16 protein-coding genes are annotated in these 17,696 nt (G+C 36.1%); 6 read left to right on the top strand and 10 right to left on the bottom strand.

Going from position 1 to position 17,696, the window contains the following annotated elements:
• Nucleotides 1-13 precede the first annotated feature (13 nt).
• A complete protein-coding gene (sufC, locus tag OK18_RS08505) occupies nt 14-757 on the top strand; it encodes a Fe-S cluster assembly ATPase SufC (protein ID WP_050021939.1) in 744 nt (247 codons plus the stop codon).
• 100 nt (nt 758-857) lie between these two features.
• Nucleotides 858-2,165, top strand: coding sequence for a Fe-S cluster assembly protein SufD (gene sufD, locus OK18_RS08500; protein WP_053327730.1), 1,308 nt, complete (start codon nt 858-860; stop codon nt 2,163-2,165).
• A gap of 74 nt (nt 2,166-2,239) precedes the next feature.
• Here sufD and OK18_RS08495 read toward each other — a convergent pair whose 3' ends face one another.
• From OK18_RS08495 to OK18_RS08465, 7 genes are all read right to left on the bottom strand, one after another.
• A complete protein-coding gene (locus tag OK18_RS08495; RefSeq protein ID WP_050021940.1) occupies nt 2,240-3,163 on the bottom strand; it encodes a DUF3078 domain-containing protein in 924 nt (307 codons plus the stop codon).
• Between the two features lie 178 nt (nt 3,164-3,341).
• Nucleotides 3,342-4,100 (bottom strand): hypothetical protein, encoded by a 759-nt coding sequence (locus OK18_RS08490; RefSeq protein ID WP_053327729.1) that lies wholly within the window; start codon nt 4,098-4,100, stop codon nt 3,342-3,344.
• Between the two features lie 38 nt (nt 4,101-4,138).
• The gene (locus OK18_RS21940; RefSeq protein ID WP_053327728.1) at nt 4,139-4,381 is read right to left on the bottom strand and encodes an XAC2610-related protein; all 243 of its coding nucleotides are present in this window, start codon (nt 4,379-4,381) and stop codon (nt 4,139-4,141) included.
• Nucleotides 4,329-4,646: a hypothetical protein gene (locus tag OK18_RS08480; protein WP_053327727.1), complete on the bottom strand. Its 318-nt coding sequence runs from the start codon at nt 4,644-4,646 to the stop codon at nt 4,329-4,331. Before OK18_RS08480 ends, OK18_RS21940 begins: the two co-directional genes overlap by 53 nt.
• Before the next feature lie 234 nt (nt 4,647-4,880).
• Nucleotides 4,881-5,870 carry a hypothetical protein gene (locus OK18_RS08475; RefSeq protein ID WP_053327726.1) on the bottom strand — a complete coding sequence of 330 codons (990 nt, stop codon included), beginning with the start codon at nt 5,868-5,870 and terminating at the stop codon, nt 4,881-4,883.
• A 9-nt stretch (nt 5,871-5,879) separates the two neighbouring features.
• Nucleotides 5,880-10,067, bottom strand: coding sequence for a glycoside hydrolase family protein (locus OK18_RS21455; RefSeq protein ID WP_053327725.1), 4,188 nt, complete (start codon nt 10,065-10,067; stop codon nt 5,880-5,882).
• Nucleotides 10,068-10,424: 357 nt separating this feature from the next.
• Nucleotides 10,425-11,354 (bottom strand): DUF3078 domain-containing protein, encoded by a 930-nt coding sequence (locus OK18_RS08465; protein WP_053327724.1) that lies wholly within the window; start codon nt 11,352-11,354, stop codon nt 10,425-10,427.
• A 244-nt stretch (nt 11,355-11,598) separates the two neighbouring features.
• Here OK18_RS08465 and OK18_RS08460 point away from each other — a divergent pair, with 244 nt between their 5' ends.
• The 4 genes from OK18_RS08460 to OK18_RS08445 all read left to right on the top strand — a co-directional run bounded on the left by OK18_RS08460 (nt 11,599) and on the right by OK18_RS08445 (nt 15,637).
• Nucleotides 11,599-12,366 (top strand): rhomboid family intramembrane serine protease, encoded by a 768-nt coding sequence (locus OK18_RS08460; RefSeq protein ID WP_050021657.1) that lies wholly within the window; start codon nt 11,599-11,601, stop codon nt 12,364-12,366.
• 33 nt (nt 12,367-12,399) lie between these two features.
• Complete coding sequence (gene dprA, locus OK18_RS08455) at nt 12,400-13,509, top strand: DNA-processing protein DprA (protein ID WP_053327723.1); 1,110 nt, start codon at nt 12,400-12,402, stop codon at nt 13,507-13,509.
• Between the two features lie 190 nt (nt 13,510-13,699).
• Nucleotides 13,700-15,058, top strand: a complete 1,359-nt coding sequence (gene gdhA, locus OK18_RS08450) for an NADP-specific glutamate dehydrogenase (protein ID WP_050021659.1) — start codon at nt 13,700-13,702, stop codon at nt 15,056-15,058.
• Between the two features lie 129 nt (nt 15,059-15,187).
• Nucleotides 15,188-15,637: an iron chaperone gene (locus OK18_RS08445; protein WP_082129167.1), complete on the top strand. Its 450-nt coding sequence runs from the start codon at nt 15,188-15,190 to the stop codon at nt 15,635-15,637.
• On the opposite strand, the gene OK18_RS08440 is transcribed toward OK18_RS08445, so the two are convergent.
• The 3 genes from OK18_RS08440 to OK18_RS08430 form a co-directional block, all read right to left on the bottom strand.
• Nucleotides 15,588-15,902 (bottom strand): hypothetical protein, encoded by a 315-nt coding sequence (locus tag OK18_RS08440; RefSeq protein ID WP_053327722.1) that lies wholly within the window; start codon nt 15,900-15,902, stop codon nt 15,588-15,590. The two genes, OK18_RS08445 and OK18_RS08440, sit on opposite strands and share 50 nt — an antisense overlap.
• A gap of 199 nt (nt 15,903-16,101) precedes the next feature.
• On the bottom strand, nt 16,102-16,590 hold the full coding sequence (locus OK18_RS08435) for a YkgJ family cysteine cluster protein (RefSeq protein WP_050021662.1): 489 nt from the start codon (nt 16,588-16,590) through the stop codon (nt 16,102-16,104).
• Between the two features lie 3 nt (nt 16,591-16,593).
• Entirely contained in the window at nt 16,594-17,562 is a 969-nt protein-coding gene (locus OK18_RS08430) for an ion channel (protein ID WP_053327721.1), read from the bottom strand.
• Nucleotides 17,563-17,696 lie beyond the last annotated feature (134 nt).

Raw genomic sequence — 17,696 nt, 5'->3', positions numbered from 1 at the left:
TTAAGCAAATAAAATGTTAGAAATTAAAAACCTTCACGCCAGAATTGAAGATGGCGCAGAAATATTAAAAGGGATTAATCTTGAAATAAAGCCGGGTGAAGTGCACGCTATCATGGGGCCGAACGGAGCCGGTAAATCTACCCTTTCTTCCGTAATCGCAGGTAAAGAAGATTACGAAGTAACAGGTGGAGAGATTCTTTTCGAAGGAGAAGACATCATTGAAGATGCTCCTGAAGACAGGGCACATAAAGGAATCTTCCTATCGTTTCAGTATCCGGTAGAAATTCCCGGGGTGTCTGTTACAAACTTCATCAAAGCTGCTTTAAACGAAACCAGAAAAGCAAACGGATTGGAGGAAATGCCGGCAAAGGAAATGCTTGCATTAATCCGTGAAAAATCTGAAAAGCTTGGAATCAAAAAGGATTTCCTTTCAAGATCACTGAATGAAGGGTTCTCAGGGGGTGAAAAGAAAAGAAACGAAATCTTCCAGATGATGATGCTTAATCCTAAACTGGCTATCCTTGACGAAACCGATTCAGGATTGGATATCGATGCATTAAGAATCGTTGCAGATGGGGTAAATTATTTTAAAAACGAAGGAAATGCAGTTCTTTTAATTACGCACTATCAAAGACTGTTAAACTATATTCAACCTGACTTCGTTCACGTTTTAGCTAACGGAAAAATCATCAAAACAGGTGATAAATCTTTGGCATTAGAGCTTGAAGAAAAAGGGTACGACTGGCTTTTAAATTAATTGAAGATTAAAGCCGATAAAAATTAAAAAAATAAACGCAATCTTTGTCATTCTGTAGGAATCCAGCATTCTTATACGTGACAGAATAAACGTTCAGAAAATGAGTTTAAACGAACAAATTTTAAATAATCATAACGAATTTCTAAGCACACTTCGTCATCGCTTTTTGGATGAAACGAGAGTTCAGGCTTTAGGAAAGTTTGCAGAAGCTGGTTTTCCGACAAAAAAAGACGAAGAATATAAATATACCAATCTAAAGGAGATCACGGAAAAAAATTATAACTTTTTCCCGAAAGAAAACCACAACATCACTAAAGAGCAGTTTGATGAACTGCATCTTGGAGAGGAAAATTTTGATTGGATTGTTTTCGTAAATGGTAAACTTCACAAAGAACTTTCAAAAGTTTCTATTGAAAATGTAGAGTTCCTTTCATTCAATTATGCATTGAATGATGACAAACATAAAGAGATATTTGAAAAATATTTTAACACAATTGCTTCCAAGGACCTGGCTTTTACCAACTTAAACCTTGCATACTGCAAGTACGGTTTCTTTTTGAAAGTTCCTAAAAATGTAGTGATTGAAAAGCCAATCCATATTTTTTACATTTCTCAGAATCAGGAAGAAAATACATTCTACAACACAAGAAATTTATTGATTGTAGAAGAAGGAGCAAAAGTAGAGGTAATTGAAAGTCACCACAATTTCGATGACACCTATGTGTTAACTAACTCTGTGACAGAGATCTTTACCTATCCCAATGCAAAAGCGGACTGGCACAAACTTCAGAATGACAACAATACTTCTTACCTTGTAGACCATACCTTCGCAAAACAGGAAAAAGACAGTTTAACTACTGTAAACACATTCTCTTTCGGAGGAAAACTGGTAAGAAATAACCTGGATTTTATTCATAACGGATCCAATATCAATTCATTTATGAATGGAATTACGATTATTGGTAAAGATCAGTTGGTAGACCACCATACGGCCGTTCACCATAACTTCCCGAACTGTGAAAGTTATCAGAACTACAAAGGCATTTTTGACGGTAATGCACATGGTGTTTTCAATGGGAAGGTTTTTGTTGATAAAATTGCTCAGAAAACCAATGCTTACCAGCAGAATAACAACGTTTTATTAAGCGAAGGTGCAAGTATTGATACCAAACCTCAGTTGGAAATCTTTGCCGATGATGTAAAGTGTTCTCACGGTTGTACGGTAGGTCAGCTGAATGAAGATGCGTTATTCTATTTAAGAGCAAGAGGAATTTCTAAAAAAGAGGCTCAGGCTTTACTTCTATATGCCTTTGCCAATGATGCAATGCAAAACATTGATATCGAACCTCTTAAAGATAAAATTTCAAAACTTTTGGCTGAAAAGCTTGAAGTGGATATAGAATTTTAAGACTTATATATATATTGATACACAAAAGCACTTCATTTAGAAGTGCTTTTTCTATGGTCTCAACTAACCGAGTTCTATTTTTTCAGCCAGCTTTGATTGTCTTTATTGTCTGAACGTTTCTTTCCGTTGTCTATATTATAGGCAAAACCTACTCCTAACGTTTGTTTCAACTGTGTTTTCCAGATCTGATTGTGATCATACAGCAAGTCTAATGTGATATTGGAAGAAATATACTTATTGATCTTCATATTCAAAACGGCTCCATAAGCAAGTACCAATCTCTCCGGATGATCCAGGTAGTTTGAGAAAACAGAAGCAGTATTGGTCAGGTTAATATTCTCCATAATTTTTACCTTATAGATCGCTGTTCCCAGAAAACCAAACTGGAAAAGAGAAGAGTCTCCATCATTTTTAAGCCCGTAAGTACCTGCTTTCTGAAGGTCTTTATCCAATACAAAAGTCCATCTTGCGTTAGCCGGACGTAAAGTTACTGTAAGATTGTCATTGGGACGGTATGTAACCCCTGCACCAAGATTCAGATAACCCGGGGCAAAGAAATTGGAGATCTTTTTTGCATCAGGATTATTACCGTCTTCATACCCGGGAGCAAATTGGGTTTGAAGGCTTGCGCCACCTGACAAATACCAATGCTTGGCAAATTCTCTCCCATAGTTTGTGGAAAGGTTAATAACATCCTGTGTTTTTCTTACCCCTGTACCTTGGGTATTATTCTGCCCGTAGCCAAGAATAATGATGTTTTCCCAAAGGTCTTTTCCTTTTTCATAGGTAAGGTTGTAATTTACACCGGCAAGCCAGCCTACATTGTTGGCTCCCCCTCCTACCCAATTTGAAAAGGCAGCCTGATTAAGCATTAATGTGTTTTGACCCTGAATAGACCAGGCTTTAGCGGTATCCTTTACAGGAGCTTCAGTTTTAGTTTCCTGGGCACTGACAATAACTCCCAAAGACATGGAAGTGAGTAATAAAAGTTTTTTCATAATTAACGATTTGCTGCAAATGTATAAATAATAATTTACGCCAATACAAAATTCACTCTGAAATGAATTTAAAGCTTTGGAACAAAAACCCATAACTCAATGAAATAAAACCACTTAACTATTCATATTAACGAATTCAAACTTAAAAGAACTTATAATTTGGATTGAGAAGAATATTTCATTTTTCATCCTGAAAATAATATTCATATAATTTTTCGGCTCCTCCTTGATCCCAAACAATTGCAAAATCTTCTAGACCATCAAAATTAAAATCTTTTACAGAAAAACTGTCACAAGGTAAGTTACTGTAAGTTGCCCACGAATTTGGTTCAAAATGAATCTCCTGTGATTTTCCACTTTTTTTATTGGTTACAATAACCCATGCTGAAATTGGATATGTTTGTTCTTTTTCGTTTTTATATTCTCCGGCTTCTAAAACAAACTTATATTTATCCGAAAGGTTATTAAAATCACACGATTTAGCTTTTGGCTGACAAGTTTTACTATTAATACTTTTTAATTTTTTTTCTGCAATAAAAAAGTTTGGGCTATCCTTATTAAATTGGTATGATATGATACCTTTATTCTTGTCGACCCAGCTTAAAATATAATAAGAAGATTCTTGTTTATCTATATAGAAAAAAGTTTGATTTTCTTTCTCTTTAATATGATCAATATTAAAATCTGAATCCTCCATAGGAGTATGGTCATAGATTTTATCTTTATTTATTTCGAAAAACCTATCACTATCAGTGCAATAATAATATTGGTTGCCTTCTTTATTAATAGAAAGCCATTTACCAATGTATAAATTATTACTTACTTCTTCTGAATTTCCACTACTGTTCGTTTGTTTTTTTTCCTCTTTGGATTGACATGAGTTTATTATAGAGAGGAATAATCCTATATATGATAATTTATTTAATATATTTCTCATTAACTCAATTTGTTTGTGCTTTTTAGGTAAACCTTAGATTATTCCATAGCTTCATCTGTTGTGGAAATTATTTTCCAGTTATTTTTTTGTAATTGGAAAACCGTTGTATTGGTTTTACAACAGCCCTTTGGTCTTTGTATAACTAAGGTTTTATCAGCTTTATTGATAATTTTTGGAAATGGTCCCTCATTTAATGGAAACTCTTTATTTGATAGAAATTCGCCCTTCTCATTTTGGAAAAAATATGAATATGAAGGTCCTCCATTGCCTCCAAAAATCATAAAGAATTGCAAAGTCCTCACGTCCGTCAAAATTGAAATCAGCAGTAATAAAATCATGGAAATGTTCCACACCTTCATTTATAACAGCATCATTCGCAAAATAATTTGCACGGGTTAATGCTAGAGAATCTTTAATTACAGGCCAAGTGCTTGGATTATACGTTATGTTTTGGAAATTCTTAGAATTTTTAATAATCTCTATTTTTAGAGAAGAAGGCCTGTTATTTTGATCTTTTTCAACACAGATATCAAAAATTAAACTCATCAGCGTTGTTCATTACCTTATCAGAAACAGATGAGGTATTTTTAATTCTTTGAGACGAGTATTATTCGGCTTTTTGCAATACCAAAGAAATATCAGTAGAAAAGAGGATATTAAAAATTTCATTATTAGTTTTCAGTGGAGTTAGGATTTATATTTTACATATAAGGCAATCAATACTATTTTAATTTAGGAAAAGATAAAAATTTAAGTGTTTGTTTACCAGATAATAGGGGCTTACAAGAGCTTTTCAATTTTACCAGTTTGATCGCTGATTTGATAACTCTCTATTTTTTTTATTTTTTTACCAGTACTATATTTTAGTTTAATTTCTAAATCTTTACCAATATTAAAATCAATATAATTATCTATTATTTTACCATTTTCTGATTCAATAGTTTCACTTTTACCAATAAGTAGTTTATTAAATAATTGGTTATTTACAAAAGTTACCACATACCATCTTTCGTTATCTCCGTCAAACCATAACAAAAAAGTATTATTTGCCAGTTTATATACACTTGATGCTTCAGAACCTTCGACAATTATTTTTTTATCAATTATTGGAAATTGAATATTTGGGTTTAATAAATCTTCTTTTGAGACAGGCAATATGATGTTTCTTTCACTATTTTTTGCTATTGTTTTCTTATCTTGGATGTTCTGATCTGAGGAGTTATCAACATTCTGTTCAAATTTATCTAAATCATTTCCAAATACTATTAAATAACCTTCATAAATAAAGATTATTTTACCTTCGATAAGGATATATTCACTTGTTGGATATTCACATGTCTTATTTGGATTCGCTGACATAAAAACGGAAAATTCTTTTGGAAGAGAAATTCCTATTTTTGCCAACTCTTCTTTATAAATATTTATAGTTGATTGGTTATACCAATATTTGATAGGAGAAACTTTTTTTTCAAAATATTCAAATGTACACTCTTTACCTGCCTGAAAAGTTTTATTATTAAAGTTGATGAGTACTTCAGAGTCTCTAAATCTATTAATAATCTGTTCTCTTGACTCTTTCTTTATATCAACAATTGGGTTTTGAGAAATTGTATTAAACTTATACCTTTTAGTATTATTTTGATCTTCTATACTTATTACAGAAGAGGAGTTTTCTTTAGCAATTGAAGTTTGCTTTTTGTTTAAATCATTATTTCCTTTACAACTAAAAAAAATAAAGAAAGTAATGATGTATATGTGTTGTAATTTCATTTTATAATATTAATGTGTTGAATCATAATGATTATTTAAAAACATATCGTTTTCTGCTTTTCTTCTTTTTACTAATCCCTCTGTATCATCGTTGGTTATATCTAAAAATTCTTTTGCCGCGTCTTCATATTTTTCTGCTAATAAGTTCTTGTATAATTTAGGGGCTTTGTTATTTTTTAGAAAATCAGGTCCACAATTAAATAGAAGACTAACCAATGCATCAAACTCATATTGATACAGTTTTACCGTAATATCTCTATATACTGATTTTTCATATTTTTTTATTTTTTCTTCAAATAATTGTAACGCTCTTTCTTTTGAAATTCCTTCTTGGAACTCTTTCCAAGTAATATCTGTTTGTTCAACGTCGGCTTTAGTGACCTTTACATGGCTTTTATAGGCTATAAGATATCCATAACCAATTGTAGCATAATGCTTAGAATCATCGTAAGGCATTTTATAATATTTTTCCCAGTCTTTTATAAAATCTTTACCCTTTTGTGATGTAATTAATGTTTTAGGGTCAACTCTGTCACCACTTGTTATCGAATTTGAATTACTATTAGTCGCTCCTCCACCCATACAACTACATATATCTTTTAACCCTAATTCGTTTGCAATTTGAATTATACTTTTGCCCATAACAAGCTCTTGTGTTTTAATAAAGAATTTATTATCATGGTATTCAATTGCAAAATCTCGACAATCTACATGAACATAAGTTACAGCTCCATCAGATTCTTTCTCTAATGTAAAAAAATTTGGATTGCCCCACCATTTTGCATTTAGATATTTATTGAAAATTTCAGTTCTAATAGTATTTGCATCTGAAGCCTCCTTAGTTCTAGTTCCATTCTTAGTAAAGCGTATATCTGCTGCTTTTCCAAAATGATTTGTGGACTTCCGCTTGTGAAAATCATTATCCGCCCAACAGCGATATCCTCTATTGATATCAAATTTCTTATATTTTGATTTTGTAAAATCTAAGTAAAAATTCATGGCGCTTACTGCCCACAGTATTGAACGGTGCATACCTGGATATTCATATTTCCTGTATGGTTCTTTAATTTTTGAGTCCATGTATTGACTTGCATATAATCCTTTTCCCCAACCTTCAGGGCATCTATTTATCTTAGCAGCTTTATCATTTTCTTTAGAATTATTAGGGTTTTGGCAAGGACATTTGTAGTCATTGATTTGTTCAATGTATTTATTACAAAACTCATCAATAGCTTTTAAAACATTTCCACAGACTTTTCCTGTTTCTTCAACTTTCATATAATCCCGTTGGAATTGTTTTACCATTTTTTCTGTATTATCAGTAAACTCATCTGTTGGAACATTTCCTCCAAATCCAGCTAAGCGGATATTGATTTCTCTGATCAATTCGCTCTTAGGGCTTCCTTTTTTAATACAAAATTTACCACCACAATTAGACCCACTTATTGGTTGATCCCCCACCTTCACTGCACCTTTATTCTCCACTATTTTAACCAGGGTACTGCCTTTTCTCAGCTTAGCGGTTGCCATAGAATAATCACCATCTGCATCGTATAAGACTTTTCCGTCCTGGTTCTTTTCTTTTACGATGGCATATACGGTCAATAAATTTACTTTATTTTTTATACCGTTCCATATAATTTTTTGTTTGATGATGCCATTCTGATTAGCTTTAACATTGGCCTGCTGTAATAGAAGAGGGTCTCTCCCCAGTACGGAATCCCTTATTTCCAGGAACAGGCTTTCATCAGGCTTTATTCCCCGGCTGTTGGCGTAGAAATAACTGATCTCATCATAATCTACTACCGTATGTTTTTCGCTGCCGTCTTCACTGCCTAACTTGGCATTAAAGATTTCTTTTTTGTCCTGGACATCCAGCTTATATGTTTTAGGGAATGGCAATCCTTCCCCAATGGCTACAACATCAGGCGCTGAAATTCTGGCATAAATCAATCCCTGGTTTCCCGCCTTATTTTTCATGTCAGCATCTAAGGTTACCGGAATCAGCCCTCCGTCATAAGCTTTGATGGTAATGGTTTTTACAGGGTCATCCTGTACCGTGTCACTATCCCAGAGAACAATAGTCAACTTCTCATTCTCAAGACCTTGGTGATCAATGCGGATATTTACTTTCTGTCCCCAGCCTGCTTTGTCTATTTTACTTCCGTTGCTGTCTGTAAACTGGATATCATTAATTATGGGCTGTACTACATTTATGGTTTGGGTGGAACCTTTCCCTTTTATTCTGCTGGTAATGGTTAATGTCCCGGGCTTTTTAGGCGTAAAGTTGATGGACTTTCCGGTAACGGCATTGGAAAACCCTTGCCAGTGTACGGTTTCATTAGGAAGAAGGTCGGAAAATATCATTTTATCAACAGTAGCGGTCATAGGTTTACCCACTTTTGGAGTACCGCTGACGGTAAAGCTTACCACATCATTTTCCTTCACCTCAAAATGCCAGTCATCATCTTCTTTTTTAGCGTTTTTTCCGGTAGCATTGGCCACCATGCTGTATGCTTCCACAACATGTTTTCCTGGAGTAACCCGCGACCCTGGAATGGTAATGCTTTTCCCATTCCCGATCAGTACACCGTCCAGGTTCCATTTAATGTCTGAAGATTCCCCCGGAGTCAGGCCAAAAGGAGAGTTGTCATCTCCAAACTTATATTTCATTTTGGTAACACTGAACGACATGGAGGTTCCGGGCCTTACAACTTCCGCACCATGGCTGATGCCTAAAACTGCATTGCCTTCACTTTCCCCGGACATCTTTTTTTCTATGGCTTCACCATTTTCATTGATATAACGGGCCAGGATTGTGTATTTAGCCTTGGTGTTCTGAGGGGTAAAGGTAAGGGTGTCTCCATTGATATGAACACCTTCTGTAATGGCATTTCCACTTCCGTCAAATACCGCCAGCGTCAGCCTGGATTTCTCCTCTTCCGTAAGATCAGGGATCAAAAACTTAGCCCTGAAAACCGAAGGAACACCCCTTCTGAATTTCCTGTTTTTAGAAGGATCGATACGGGTGGTAAAATCTCCGGAGGTGGATTCCAGCTCAAGCAGGGTGTTTTCTACTACCTCAACGTCAATGGAGCAGGAAGGATCACATTTGTCATATTTCCCTTTTTCAAATTCAGGGGTTTTAGGTTTTCCGTATCCTTCAATCCTGAATTTTCCCAATCCTTCGAAACTCTGGGAAAATTCTGTCCCGATTTGTTCTCTTAAAAAGATTCTATTCTCTTTCTTACCCTGGTGGTCACTGTAAACCACCCATGAGGTGAGCTGTTGGTTCCCGCTTTTCAGATTGGCTTTGAAAGAAGCTTCTTCGTCTTTGCGCAGATACACAACACCGCTTTTATTTTTGGAATCTATTGCTTTAAAGGTAATCCTGTTTTCTATCTGGGTTAAGGCAATAGAAGTTACAGAAGGATATTCCTCCTTTTTCTTAGGCATATCTACTGCCGGGTTAACCATAGCGAGTTCCGCCGGGTTGGTATTGTCTGCATGGGCATTGCTCACGGAGTCCGTCTGTCCATGTTTGAATATGGTGATTTTCCCACCGGTCATACAGGGAAGTTCTGATATTTCAGTGAGCGTATTTTTTCCTAATACCTGGGTGCTGTCATAGGTTTTATTCCATTTTGGAGCCGGGGCAACCGCACAGGGAAGATAGCCTCCCGGGGATGGTTTCAGGGTACATTTTCCAAAAGTGGCTGCAGGAGGGTTGAATGTTTTATCTTCTTCGGTTGCCGCCAGTTTTCCCTGTTGATCGTTCAAAACAATAACGGAATGGGTGGTTACCTGTAGATCCGCTGTTTGTTTTGGATTTTCTGCTTTATCACAAACACATTTGGCGCCATGCACCACAAAGTATTTTCCGTCGTGGTCGCTTTTGGAAGCCTGTTCGTTTTTCTTTTTTTCTTCTTCCTTCTTCTTTTCCTCTTCCTGTTTCTGCTCTGCTGTTTTTTGTTCTTCTTCGGGATCAGGAGGTGGTGTTTCACCATTAAGGGCGTAAACCTCGTCAGGCGGAGGGGTCATCAGGGAAAACCCTGTATAGGGAGTATTGCCAACCTTCGTTCCGGAATTGGCATTATGATAATCTTTGAGTTTCGTCCAGTCTTTGATACCCAGTTTCCTGGCGATATCCTGCAGCGTTTCTCCGCTCTGAACCGTATATGGGATGGGTGCTGACATATTCTTATTTTGTTTCTATGGTGATTGTTTGCAGGTAATAAAATTTATCCTCTGCTTTTATACAGACAATGGCTTCAGCTTTTTTTATTCTTCCGGTTTTACCCGTGTAATTGATGGGGCCGAAAACCCGTATAAACTGTATAGTAATAGCAACCTTGGGATTGATCCAGGGTGTGAATACCCATAAGAATAGTATCAGTTACTCTGTTCGTATTTTTTTTCATATCATTTGTATTTGAATACTAATATATAAAAAATCCTGTCAGGGTGAATAAATTCGTGGAAAGTAAAAAAAAATCTCCTATGCTTGTAGTACAAACATAGGAGACAGTTCTCTTTCCTGTTTTATCTTTAAACTTATTTTTTATTTATCCACCATTGGCTGTCTTTACGGTCGGAGCGTTTTACCCCATTATCCAGGGTATAGGCAAAACCAACTCCAAGTGTCTGTTTTAGCTGAGTTTTCTCAATTTGATTATGGTCATATAATAAGTCAAGCGTTATATTTGATGAAATATATTTGTTGACTTTTAAATTGAGAATTGCTCCATAGGCAAGAACCAGCCTGTCCGGACGGTCCAGATAATTGGAAAAGACAGAAGCCGTGTTGGTCAGGTTAATATCCTCCATAATTTTCAGTTTATAAATGGCTGTACCCAAAAAACCGAATTGCAGCAAAGAAGAATCTCCATCGCTTTTCAAACCATAGTTTCCTGCCATCTGAAGATCCTTATCTAATACAAAAGTCCATCTGGCGTTGGTAGGACGTAAAGTCACGGTTAAATCATCGTTGGGCCTGTAAGTAATACCCATACCGACGTTCAGATAACCGGGAGCCATAAAATTTGAGATTTTTTTTGCTGCAGGATTATTTCCGTCTTCATATCCCGGAGCGAACTGGGATTGTAAACCGGCTCCTAAAGAGAAATACCAGCTTTTGGAAAATTTCCGCCCGTAATTTGTTGAAACATTTATGAGATCCTGGGTTTTCCTGACTCCCAATCCTTTCGTATCATTTTGTCCGTATCCTAAAATAATAATGTTTTCCCAAAGGTCTTTGTCTTTTTCATAGGTCAGATTGTAATTGATTCCGGCAAGCCAGCCAACATTGTTGGCTCCCCCGCCGACCCAATTGGAAAAGGCCGCCTGATTAATCATTAAGGTGTTTTTTCCCAGTACCGACCAATACTTCACCGTATCTGCCACTATTGAATCTTTTTTCAATTCTTCTTGTGCGCTGACATAAACCCCTGCAAAGAAGGAAAGAATCCATAAAAACTTCTTCATTACTCTAAATAATTTCAATACAAAAATAATTAATAATTTTTTTAAAGGTAAACTTGTTTATTAAGGATCTGTTTTTCCGTTACCTTTCACCTTTAAACCTTAATCTTCATTAAAATCAATGCCAAAATAGATGGAATGAAAAATAAATTTAATACCTTTTGTCTTAAAACCAGACTGATAGAGTGATTTCATCGACAAATTTTCCGAAATTTATCCTTGGCTTTTGATTTGACGTACATTCCCCATGTTTAAAAATGTAATTTCCAAAAGAGCGATTCTACATCCTTTGCTGATGCTATCTGCAATGTGGTTCGGATACTTTTTACAAATGCAGGGCTTTTTTGCAAATTGCTTTGGAGCCATTATCCCCTTATTACCTGAAGGGCTGATAGGAGTAATTACTTCTCCTCTTCTCCACGGAAATATTGATCATATTATAGGAAACTCTATCCCTATTGCTGCTTTAATGTTTCTATTATATCAATTCTATCCTTTGGTTGCCAATAAAGTTTTTATAATCGGCTGGCTGGCCACCGGCTTTTTGGTATGGCTCCTCCCTCCTATAGATATTCTTACAGGAGAATATATGTATACCTGTACTATTGGAGCCAGTGGTGTGGTCTATGTTCTTGCTTTTTTCCTGTTTTTCAGCGGAGTATTTAAATGGAACACAAAGCTTCTTACCATCTCTATGCTTGTTGTTTTATATTATGGAAGTTTGGTTTGGGGAATGCTTCCTGAAGAATTATTCTATAATATGGAGGAACCCAGTAAAATTTCCTGGCAGGCACATCTTTCAGGAGCCGTAGTGGGAAGCATCATAGCTTTTGCTTTCAAAAATGTTGGTGAAAAAAAGAAAAAATTCATCTGGGAATTTCCAAACTACTACAGTGAAAAAGATGATAAATTATGGCAGGAATATAAAGACAACCACCCTGAAGATTTCATGGAGCTGCCTTACAAAAAAAGAGATGATATCTGGGATCATCTGGAAGAATTAAGGAAGAAATAAAACTTATTTCACTACATTTGAAGAAAAACACACATGATTTCCGAAGAATACTTTTATGCCATCGCCCTCCGCGAATGCAGTCAAATTGGTGATATTAACTTTTATAAACTTGTCCGGACCTTTGGAAGTGCCCAGGAAGCATGGAAAAGAGCAAAGAAAGAATACAGGAAAATAGAAGGGTTAGGCCAAAAGACAGTGGCAGATATTGGAAATAAGGAACATCTGACCTTTGCCGAAAAAGAGCTGAAGTATTGTGAAAAAAATAATATCCGGATTACGATACGACACCTTAATGAACTTCCGGCTCTTCTTAATGAATGTGCAGATGCCCCTGCCATACTTTATCAAAAAGGAAATTATGAAAATTCAACACCCAAAATAAGTATTGTAGGAACCCGGAATATGACCGCCTATGGCAGGCAATTCATTGAAGATTTTTTTGAGGCCGCTCAATCTTCCCGGTTTATATCAGTAAGCGGTCTTGCTTTAGGTATTGATAAAGAGGTCCATGAAAAATCCATACAATACCGGAAACCCACAATAGCAGTTCTCGCCCACGGTTTTCAGTTTTTATATCCTGCCAAAAACAGGAAATTGTCTGAACGGATCCTTCAGGAGGGAGGCTGCCTTATTACAGAATTCAATTCTTCCCGGAAACCCGACCGGGAAAACTTTATCCAGAGAAACAGAATTGTTGCGGGAATTTCCCCTTCAACAATTGTAGTGGAAACCGGGTTCGGGGGAGGCTCCGTAAGTACAGCTGCCTTTGCCAACGATTACAATCGTGAAGTTTTTGCCCTTCCCGGAAAAATTACCGACCCTTATAGCCAGGGATGCAATCAACTGATTTTCCATAACAAAGCGATTGCTATTTCTACGATTAAAGACCTTGTCAATATGCTTGGTTTCAATCATCCTAAAGAGAAAACCGGGGAACTGTTCCCCTATTATGAGACTTCAGCGCAGCTAACTGAAAATCAGCACATAATATATAAAATTATAAAAGAAAATCCCCAAATCACTTTAGATGATCTTTCACAGGAAGCAGCTGTTTCTTCGTACAAAATTTTACCGATAATTTTAGAATTGGAGCTTTTAGGGAAAGTAAAATCATTTTCCGGGAGACAATTTATGGCAATTTGAGAATTAACAGTTTCTTAATATTGCATTATTTCATACATAACATTTAATTTTTAACAAAATTTAAACATAAATTATCAATTTAATAATATTATGAAACATTATTATTTAATTTTTAACAATGTTAAATTATAGTGTTGTGAATCTTGAAAAAAAAATTAAATTTGTTGACAATAATATTCAACCTTAATATATGGAACAATATAATATTGACCAGAAAATCCAAGAGTTTATTGCAAAAATTGAAGCAAAAAATCCTAACGAACCGGAATTCTTACAGGCTGTAAAAGAAGTTGCCGTAACTGTAATTCCATTCATTGCTACCAAGAAAGAATATAACGGAATGAAGCTGCTTGAAAGAATGGCTGAAGCTGAAAGAATTATTATTTTCAGAGTTCCATGGGTTGATGACAAAGGAGAAATTCAGGTTAACAGAGGTTTCAGAATTCAGATGAACTCTGCTATTGGACCATACAAAGGAGGGATCCGCTTCCATCCTACCGTAAACCTGTCCGTTCTTAAATTCTTAGCCTTTGAGCAGGTATTCAAAAACTCTTTAACAACATTGCCAATGGGTGGTGGTAAAGGAGGTTCAGACTTTGATCCACAAGGAAAATCTGATATGGAAGTGATGCGTTTCTGCCAGGCATTCATGACTGAATTGTGCAAGCATATCGGTCCTGAAACAGACGTACCTGCAGGAGACATTGGTGTAGGAGCAAGAGAAATCGGATATTTATTCGGGCAATATAAGAAAATCAGAAACGAATTTACTGGAGTCCTTACAGGAAAGGGACTTGCTTACGGAGGTTCATTGATCCGTCCTGAAGCTACAGGATACGGTGTAGTATACTTCGCTGAGCAAATGCTTAAAACGATCGGACAAGATTTCAAAGGAAAAACGGTAACGGTATCAGGTTTCGGAAACGTAGCATGGGGAGTTATCAAAAAAGCAACTGAACTTGGGGCCAAAGTAGTGACCATCTCTGGTCCTGACGGATATATCTATGACAAAGACGGTATCAGCGGAGAAAAAATCGATTATTTATTAGAACTTAGATCTTCAGGAAACAACAGGGCTGAAGATTATGCTAAGAAATATCCATCAGCTGAATTCCACGCCGGAAAACGTCCTTGGGAAGTGAAGTGTGACGTAGCGTTCCCTTCTGCTACCCAGAACGAATTAGATTTAGATGATGCCAGAAAATTAGTTGAAAACGGATGTGTTTGTGTAACTGAAGCAGCTAATATGCCTTCTACACTGGATGCAATCAACTATTTCCTGGACAGTAAGGTATTATTCTCTCCTGGTAAAGCTTCTAACGCCGGAGGTGTTGCTACATCAGGATTAGAAATGACTCAGAACTCTATCCGACTTAACTGGACTTCTGAAGAAGTTGATGCAAGATTAAAGGAAATCATGATCGGTATCCACAAAGCTTGTAGAGACTACGGAAAAGACGAAGACGGTTATGTAAACTATGTAAAAGGAGCAAATATCGCAGGCTTCGTAAAAGTAGCAGAAGCAATGTTGGCTCAGGGAGTTGTGTAATAAAAAACAAAGGTTGGGAAAAACTCCCGACCTTTTTTAATATAGCCTGTTCCCGGGATAATGGGAAAAAAGTAAAAAGTGAAAGGAGAAAGCGCTGCTATATGCAGTGCTTTTTTTATTTTTATGACTATGAAAAACACCTTCAGAAATATTGATGAATACATCCTCCTGTTCCCTATAGAAGTTCAGGAAAAGCTCATGGGCCTCAGAGAATTCATTCATGCTCAGGTTTCCGGTCTTGAAGAATACATCGGGTATCAAATGCCTGCTTTTAAATATAAAGGCAAGCCACTGGTATATTTTGCAGCCTATAAACAACATATCGGATTCTATCCCGGAGCAGAAGGTATAAAGAAGTTTGAAAAAGATTTTAAAGATAGAAAATATACATATTCTAAAGGAGCTGTACAATTTCCAATTGATCTGAATATTCCATTTGATCTGGTCAAAAAAATTACAGACGTCAAAATACAGGAAATTGAACAAAAAAATCCTGAAATACAGGATTCCAGGATTAGAGTTTACTATTCTACTGTTTTGTTTTCTTCTTTTTATCTTTCTTCTCTTCTTTATCTTTAGTAGTCTCTGCGGGTTTGGTAGTCTCTGCAGGGGCCATTGTACCCGGAGATGCTTCTGTAGCCGGAGTCATGGTTGTGTTCTGTTTTGTACTATTCGTATCCGGTGTATTGGTTGTACCGGGTTGCGAATTAGGCTGTTGTGTCTGAGGAGTTGTCGTTTGATTAGTAGTGGCTGGGGTTTCTGCCGGTTTTTGTGGTGTGGTTTGGGCTGATACTGCAATTACACCAACGAATGTAAACGCTGCCGCAAAAAATAACTTTTTCATAATGTAATATTTTAAATGATTGTTTAGATAAAACGAAAGGTCATTTAAAAAATTATCCGTAACTATCTTATTTAACGGATTTTATAATTATTTAAGAGGATTTTACGAAACTCTTCTGAAAAGAAAAGGATAAGTTAAATGCATAATTTTATACATCAATCAACGATCTACCTGTAAGCATTATAGAATATCTGACCGCTTATTTTGTAGCATTTTTCATCATTCTTTCTACAAATTCAAATGCTGCGGGACATATCACCGTATTTTTAAGCATCAGATTATTAATCTGATAAATCTTCTTACGGTCTGTATGAGGGTATTCGCGACATGCTTTGGGCCTCACTTCGTAAATCGAGCAGGTATTATCACTTTGCAGGAAGAAACAAGGTAGATTCTGCAATACTTTGTCGTTATCTTCATCCACCCTTAAAAATTTGGCTTCAAAATCTGCAGGCTTCATTCTGAGATGTCTCGCAATACGCTCGATATCTTTTTCTGTATAAAGCGGCCCTGTTGTCTTACAGCAATTGGCACATTGCAGGCAGTCTATTTCTTCAAAAACTTCCTCATGCGTTTCCCGGACAATATAATCCAGGTCTTTAGGCGGTTTTTTCTTTAATCCGTCCAGAAATTTTTTATGGTCCTTCTGCTTCTGTAAAGCCTGTTTTTTATAAAAATCTAAATCCATTTATCATTTATTTCCCAGTGAAATAGGGAGTTCTTCTTTTTGATACTCATTAATTTTATCCAGGTCCAGAATGGTAGCCAGATTTTCTTTATTGGGATAATACATAGGGACGAATCTGGCTCCGTATACTATTTCTCCTGAGACATAAGAAGACCTTTGAACCACTGTATTAGAGAAAACCTCGTCAAAGGCACGAACCTGTACTATAATTTCAATATCGGTATTTTTAAAATCATCTTCTGAGAATCCGTAAAACGGGGAGTTTTCATCAATTTTATGAACCACAGTCCAGTTGAGCGCTAATGTATTTATTTTGCTCAACTGGGTTTCCAATCTATAAAAATTACTTTTCGGAACATCATTTTCAATAACCTCAATCGCTACAGATACAATAACATCAGCATCTGTAAGTGCATTATTTTTATAGGGAGCTAATCTGAACATTAAAGCTGCAGCATCCTGAAAAGGAGCAATCAATGCAATATCTGAAAACCTTAAGTAAGCCCGCGGTCTTGAAAACCTCCCGTAAAAAAGCCCGGTTGCAATGGCAAAGGTAAGCAATCCTAAAAAAGCTTCAAAAGTAGCCACTAAACTTGCCACAAAACCTACAGGAGCAATTCTTCCATAGCCTACTGTAGTAAAGGTTTGTGAACTGAAGAAAAAAACATCAATAAATTCATTGAGCGGATCGCTTTTATCAATTCCCGTAAGGTGTTGTACTCCAATCAGGTAGTAGATCATTGCAAATACAAGATTGATAAGGATATAAGCGATCACCAGATAGGAAATAAAGCGAAACGAGGACAGATTAAGCATTGTATGATACCAGCTTAATCTATTAAAAACATTCACGCCTCTTCTCTGGACATTCGGAAGACCGTCCCTGTTAATGAATCTACCTGAAGCATTGCTTCCAAAACCACTGTTTTCAGTATTTTTCTGGCGGATTTTCTTTCTGAATCCTCTTGTCATGTTGATAGCTTATTTTTTTGAATGGCTTAAAAAGCAGATGGTCTTATTGATGCTTTACCATTTATATGCAAAGATAAAATATTGTTGTCATGAAATTTATCAATTGATTCATTACATCATTCATCTTATTTTGC

Source organism: Chryseobacterium gallinarum (genome assembly GCF_001021975.1).
In the GTDB taxonomy this organism is placed as follows: domain Bacteria; phylum Bacteroidota; class Bacteroidia; order Flavobacteriales; family Weeksellaceae; genus Chryseobacterium; species Chryseobacterium gallinarum.
This window is presented reverse-complemented; position numbering and strand designations above follow the sequence as displayed.

Bases quoted from the DNA above. Each gene is read 5' to 3' on its own strand.
- dprA (WP_053327723.1), top strand. From the start codon at position 12,400: ATGATTTCCGAAGAATACTTTTATGCCATCGCCCTCCGCGAATGCAGT.
- OK18_RS08430 (WP_053327721.1), bottom strand. From the start codon at position 17,562: ATGACAAGAGGATTCAGAAAGAAAATCCGCCAGAAAAATACTGAAAAC.
- OK18_RS08495 (WP_050021940.1), bottom strand. From the start codon at position 3,163: ATGAAAAAACTTTTATTACTCACTTCCATGTCTTTGGGAGTTATTGTC.
- sufC (WP_050021939.1), top strand. From the start codon at position 14: ATGTTAGAAATTAAAAACCTTCACGCCAGAATTGAAGATGGCGCAGAA.
- sufD (WP_053327730.1), top strand. From the start codon at position 858: ATGAGTTTAAACGAACAAATTTTAAATAATCATAACGAATTTCTAAGC.
- OK18_RS21940 (WP_053327728.1), bottom strand. From the start codon at position 4,381: ATGATTTTTGGAGGCAATGGAGGACCTTCATATTCATATTTTTTCCAA.
- OK18_RS08475 (WP_053327726.1), bottom strand. From the start codon at position 5,870: ATGAAATTACAACACATATACATCATTACTTTCTTTATTTTTTTTAGT.
- OK18_RS08465 (WP_053327724.1), bottom strand. From the start codon at position 11,354: ATGAAGAAGTTTTTATGGATTCTTTCCTTCTTTGCAGGGGTTTATGTC.
- OK18_RS21455 (WP_053327725.1), bottom strand. From the start codon at position 10,067: ATGTCAGCACCCATCCCATATACGGTTCAGAGCGGAGAAACGCTGCAG.
- OK18_RS08435 (WP_050021662.1), bottom strand. From the start codon at position 16,590: ATGGATTTAGATTTTTATAAAAAACAGGCTTTACAGAAGCAGAAGGAC.
- OK18_RS08460 (WP_050021657.1), top strand. From the start codon at position 11,599: ATGTTTAAAAATGTAATTTCCAAAAGAGCGATTCTACATCCTTTGCTG.
- OK18_RS08490 (WP_053327729.1), bottom strand. From the start codon at position 4,100: ATGAGAAATATATTAAATAAATTATCATATATAGGATTATTCCTCTCT.
- gdhA (WP_050021659.1), top strand. From the start codon at position 13,700: ATGGAACAATATAATATTGACCAGAAAATCCAAGAGTTTATTGCAAAA.
- OK18_RS08445 (WP_082129167.1), top strand. From the start codon at position 15,188: ATGAAAAACACCTTCAGAAATATTGATGAATACATCCTCCTGTTCCCT.
- OK18_RS08440 (WP_053327722.1), bottom strand. From the start codon at position 15,902: ATGAAAAAGTTATTTTTTGCGGCAGCGTTTACATTCGTTGGTGTAATT.
- OK18_RS08480 (WP_053327727.1), bottom strand. From the start codon at position 4,646: ATGAGTTTAATTTTTGATATCTGTGTTGAAAAAGATCAAAATAACAGG.